Genomic DNA, 5297 nt, shown 5'->3' with positions numbered 1-5297 from the left:
CGAGGGCGATCCGACTCTAACTCGACCCGTCAAACGGTCAGCGCGTTCACGATCCGACCCTCGCCGCCGGGAGCGGGTGGCCACCCGCTCCCGGCGATCCGTTCTCGCCCATTCGGCAGAGAAAGTCATAAGACAAGCGCGAGGAGGATGGCGAGGCCGAGCAGCACGGTGCCGACATAGGCCGACATCCCGGCCACCGTGCCGAGCCCGATCCGCATCACGAGCTGGGCCATCAGGCCGAACACGGCGAAGGGGGCCAGAAACATCGCCCATTTCACGATCACCATGGCGATCGACAGCAGCGCGTCGAGGAGGCGCACGAAGGGCGCGATCTTGTCGCGATCGACCTGCAGGCAGGCCAGCCCGACGAGCACGGCGAGAACCACGACGGCCAGCATGTCGCCCTGGGTGATCGCCGCAGCCGGATTGGTCGGCAGGATGCCGGCGATGATGTCAGGCGCGCGCGCGCCGTCGAAGGGCGAAGCCGAGGGCTCTGGCAGGGCATCCGCGTCACGCAGCGTGACGGTTCGGAAGGCGCCGGCCATGCCTGTTCCCGGCTTGAGCCATTGCGCCAGCGCGACGCCGATCCATGCGGCGGCGACGGTGGTGAGGATGATGAACCCGGCCAGACGCGAACCGACGGCGCGCAGATCCGCGCCCGAGCCGGCATTGGTCAACCCGCCCACGATCGAGGTGAAGATCAGCGGCACCAGCACCATCGCGATCAGGCCGAGGAAGATCTGTCCCGGCAGCGCCAGCCAGCGCCCGAGTGCTTCCGAGGTCTCAGGTGTCAGCCAGCCGAGATCGGGCCCGAGCACGATCCCCGTCCCGAATCCAAGCAGCATTCCCGTCAGCACCTGCGCCCAGAGACGTGTCCGGATCCATGCACGCAGGCGGAAACGCTGGTGCTGGAGGTGAACGCGCGGCTGGCCGGTCATATCGGGCATCGGGGAGGGCTTTCTGGTTCTTTTCGCTGATTTCGCGATGCGATCGCGTCAATTCGTGTTCCTTTAACAACCTGACGAGGGACTGAGGATAGGGACTCTTACGGGGCGATCCAGATTGGAATTTTTACAAAATGGATGCTTTCGCGGGTGACATTACCGGGCCTGACCGCCATATCCGGATCAGTTTCCTCCGGACGGCATCATGAACAGCACCCCACCAGAACCGGTACAGCCGCCAGCTCAGGCTTCGCTCTACGCCACCTTCTTCCGGCTCTGGCCCTATCTCTGGCCACATGGCCGCAAGGACCTGCAGCAGCGCGTCTTCATCGCTTTCGCGCTTCTGGTCCTGGCCAAGGTCACGACAATGGTGGTGCCCTTCACCTACAAATGGGCGACCGATGCGCTCGTTGCGATCACGGAGGCCTCGGATGCGACGTCGATCGCGCCCAAGGATGCCCTGCACTGGCTCTGGGGCGCGCCGTTATTGCTGACCGCGCTCTATGGTCTGACGCGGATCGCGATGGCGCTGTTCACACAGGTTCGCGACGGGCTCTTCGCCAAGGTGGCGATGCACGCGGTACGCCGGATCGCCTCGCAGCTCTTTGCGCATCTGCACAGCCTTTCCCTGAACTTCCATCTCGAGCGCAAGACCGGCGGGCTGACGCGGGTGCTCGAGCGCGGGCGCAACGCCATCGAGGAACTCTCGCGGCTGATGATCCTGACGCTGATCCCGACGATCATCGAGCTCATCCTCGTGCTCGGCATCCTCGCCTGGGAATTCGACTGGTCCTTCGCCCTCGTTGTCGCGGTCATGATCACCGCCTATCTGACCTATACCTATTACGCCACAAAATGGCGCATGGAGATCCGGCGGCGGATGAACGAGTCGGATACCGACGCCAATACCAAGGCGATTGATTCGCTTCTGAATTTCGAGACGGTGAAATATTTCGGCGCTGAATCCCGCGAGATCGAGCGCTATGACGCATCGATGGCGCGCTATGAACGTGCCTCGACGCAGACCTATACCTCGCTCGCCGTGCTGAATGGCGGGCAGGCGGTGATCTTCACCATCGGCATGGTCACCGTGATGATCATGGCCGCCCGCGAAGTGATGGCGGGCGATGCCTCGATCGGCAGTTTCGTGCTGGTCAATGCCATGCTGATCCAGCTCTACATGCCGCTCAATTTCATGGGCATGGTCTATCGTCAGATCAAGCAGGCCGTGATCGATATCGACGACATGTTCGCGATCCTCTCCCGCAATCCCGAAATCGAGGATGCGCCGGATGCGCGCCCGCTGGCGGTCGATCAGGCCGCGGTGGCGTTCGAGGATGTGCATTTCGCCTATCGCAGCGATCGTCCGATCCTGCGCGGCATTAGCTTCAGCGTACCGGCGGGCAAGACGGTGGCGCTGGTCGGCCCGTCAGGTGCCGGCAAATCGACGATCTCGCGGCTGCTCTTCCGCTTCTACGAGCCGCAATCCGGGTGTATCCTGATCGATGGCCAGGACATTGCGCATACGCAGCAGAAATCCCTGCGCGCGGCGATCGGGATGGTGCCGCAGGACACGGTGCTGTTCAACGACACGATCGGCTACAATATCCGCTACGGGCGCTGGGATGCGACCGAGGATGAAATTCGCGAAGCGGCGCGTCTGGCGCAGATCGACAGCTTCATCGAGAGCCTGCCGGAAGGCTACGACACCCAGGTGGGCGAACGCGGGCTCAAGCTCTCGGGCGGGGAGAAGCAGCGCGTGGCCATCGCGCGCACCATTCTCAAGAGCCCGCCGATCCTGATCCTCGACGAGGCGACCTCGGCGCTCGACAGCTTCACCGAGAAGGAAATCCAGGATGCGCTCGACCGCGTCTCGCGCGACCGCACCACGCTGGTGATCGCGCATCGCCTCTCCACGGTGGTGGGTGCCGACGAGATCATCGTGCTCGACAAGGGCGAGATCGTCGAGCGCGGGGCGCATATGGATCTGCTTGAGTCCGGCGGCATCTATGCCGCGATGTGGAACCGCCAGCGTGAGATCGACGAGGCAACGCGCACGCTGCTGCGCGCGCAGGAAGAGGAGAGCGCGGAGAGCTTCCGCACGCATGTCGGCGACTGAGGCAGCGGTTTGGCAGGCGGATCAGGCCGGTTTGCCAGGCGCATCCCGCGACAGCCCCTTGGCGGCGAGTTCGTCGAGATAGGTCTGCCAGCGCGTCTCGTGGTTCTCGCCGAGATCGCGCAGATAATCCCAGCCATAGATGCCGGTGGAATGCATGTCGTCGAAAACGATCTTGGCGGCGTAATTGCCCAGAGGCTCGATCTGCATGATCTGCACGTTGATCTTGCCCGGCACGGTCTTGCGCTGCGCCGGGCTGTGGCCCTGCACCTCCGCCGAGGGGCTTGCCACGCGCAGATATTCCGCCTGCAGGGCGAAGGCCGCGCCGTCGTCGTAGGTCACGGTCAGCGTGCGGCGATCCTGCGAGACGCGCAGCTCGGTTGGCCAGGGACGGGTCTTGCCGTGCGTCGCGCGGGTATGGGGGTTGTCGCTCTCGCTCATGTCGTGTGCCGTGTCCGTGCTTGTGGATGCGTTCGCCGGTGCGGACGGATTGGCCCGCCCGCCGAGTCGTCTGAGCCAGGATAGCGCCATTGCGCCACGCTCCTCCAGTTTCGTGCTGCGTCTCATGCGAAGATGGTTCGAAACCGCCGCGCTGCCAATGGTATGCGCTCTGCCTGCGGCAAATCCCCGTTCAGGGGCGAATTCCGCCCCCGATCTTGCCCCGATCCTGCCCCTACGGCACAGAAAGCGCAGTTTTGCGCGCGTGCGACGCAAAAACACGCCTTTCGTCGTATCATGAGATGCTTGACCGCCGATTTTTAGCGGTTCACACTCTGTTTTGACGATTTTCAAACTGGACGGGTCCGATGGCTCGGCTGATCGTCCAAAAAAATGTCGAAGTCACGCCACCGACACCCGGTCGGTCCGGCGTTCCAGGAGGAGGAAGAAGCATATGGCCAGCGTCACGATGACGGTGAACGGGAAATCCGTGACCGCCGATGTCGATCCGCGCACGCTGCTCGCGCAATTCGTTCGTGAGCATCTGCGCCTCACAGGCACCCATGTCGGTTGCGATACCAGCCAGTGCGGCGCCTGCGTCGTGCATGTCGAAGGCAAGGCCGTGAAAGCCTGCACCATGCTCGCTGTCCAGGCTGATGGCTGTGAAGTCGTCACGATCGAAGGGCTCGCCGAGGGCGCCGAACTGCATCCGATGCAGGCGGCCTTCCGCGAGCATCACGGGCTGCAATGCGGCTATTGCACGCCGGGCATGATCATGACCGCCGTCGATATGGTGAACCGCCTCGGTTCCGATCTCGACGAGGCGACGATCCGTCACGAACTCGAAGGCAATATCTGCCGCTGCACCGGCTACCACAACATCGTACGCGCGGTGGAGACCGGGGCGAAGGCGATGACCGGGGGCGATGCGCGTCAGGCTGCCGAGTGATCGGGCGAGACGATGCCGGTTTCATCAGCCGGGCGCTGCGGGTCATCCCGCCGCCAAAAGTCCTTGTCGATCTTTGCATTGCCGCGCCGAGACTGCGCGGGATCGCTCTCATTTGATCATTTTTCGCCAAGCGCTCGTCCAAGAAGCGCTTCGAGGAGGAACACGTCATGACCGGTACCGGAATCGGCGCGCCCGTGCGTCGCAAGGAAGACCAGCGTTTCATCACCGGCAAGGGCCGCTATACCGACGATCTCACCCGTCCGGGTCAGGCGCATGCCTATTTCGTGCGCTCGCCGCATGCCCATGCCGAAATCGCCAGGATCGACAAGGCGGCAGCCGAGGCCATGCCCGGCGTGCTCGCCGTGCTGACCGGCGATGATCTCGCCGCCGACAATATCGGCGGGCTGATCTGCGGCTGGATGATCCATTCCAAGGACGGCTCGCCGATGAAGGCCGGCGCGCATCCCGCGCTGGCACAGGGCAAGGTGCGCTATGTCGGCGATCACGTCGCCGTCGTCGTTGCCGAGACGCTGGCCCAGGCCCGCGACGCCGCCGAGGCGGTCGAGGTGGATTACAAGCCGCTTCCGGCGATCGCCGATACCGCCACGGCGCGCTCCTCGAAGGTCGTTGTCCACGATGTTGCGCCCGACAACACGGTCTATGAATGGCATCTGGGCGACAAGGATGCGACGGAAGCCGCCTTCAGAAAGGCCAAGCACGTCACCACCCTCGACATCACCAACAATCGCCTGATTCCCAACCCGATCGAGACCCGCGCGGCGATCGGCGAATACGATATGGGGACGGACAATTACACGCTCTACACCACCAGCCAGAACCCGCATGTGGC

Annotated in this window: 5 protein-coding genes; 3 read left to right on the top strand and 2 right to left on the bottom strand. The window is 63.7% G+C overall.

Annotation, left to right across the window (positions count from 1 at the left end):
• Positions 1-125: 125 nt before the first annotated feature.
• Positions 126-947 (bottom strand): dicarboxylate/amino acid:cation symporter, encoded by an 822-nt coding sequence (locus VKP01_RS10415; protein ID WP_324412077.1) that lies wholly within the window; start codon positions 945-947, stop codon positions 126-128.
• Between the two features lie 202 nt (positions 948-1149).
• Between VKP01_RS10415 and VKP01_RS10410 the strand changes: the two genes are divergently transcribed.
• Positions 1150-3063: an ABC transporter ATP-binding protein/permease gene (locus VKP01_RS10410; protein ID WP_324412076.1), complete on the top strand. Its 1914-nt coding sequence runs from the start codon at positions 1150-1152 to the stop codon at positions 3061-3063.
• 21 nt (positions 3064-3084) lie between these two features.
• Here the strand turns inward: VKP01_RS10410 and VKP01_RS10405 are convergent, their stop codons facing one another.
• On the bottom strand, positions 3085-3501 hold the full coding sequence (locus tag VKP01_RS10405; RefSeq protein WP_324412078.1) for a DUF971 domain-containing protein: 417 nt from the start codon (positions 3499-3501) through the stop codon (positions 3085-3087).
• Between the two features lie 451 nt (positions 3502-3952).
• Between VKP01_RS10405 and VKP01_RS10400 the strand changes: the two genes are divergently transcribed.
• Both VKP01_RS10400 and VKP01_RS10395 read left to right on the top strand, forming a co-directional pair.
• Positions 3953-4447 (top strand): (2Fe-2S)-binding protein, encoded by a 495-nt coding sequence (locus VKP01_RS10400; RefSeq protein ID WP_324412075.1) that lies wholly within the window; start codon positions 3953-3955, stop codon positions 4445-4447.
• 167 nt (positions 4448-4614) lie between these two features.
• A partial coding sequence (locus VKP01_RS10395) for a xanthine dehydrogenase family protein molybdopterin-binding subunit (RefSeq protein WP_324412074.1) occupies positions 4615-5297 on the top strand: 683 nt, incomplete at its 3' end.

The sequence above is a fragment of the Saliniramus sp. genome, from assembly GCF_035311605.1.
Lineage (GTDB): Bacteria > Pseudomonadota > Alphaproteobacteria > Rhizobiales > Beijerinckiaceae > Saliniramus.
This window is presented reverse-complemented; position numbering and strand designations above follow the sequence as displayed.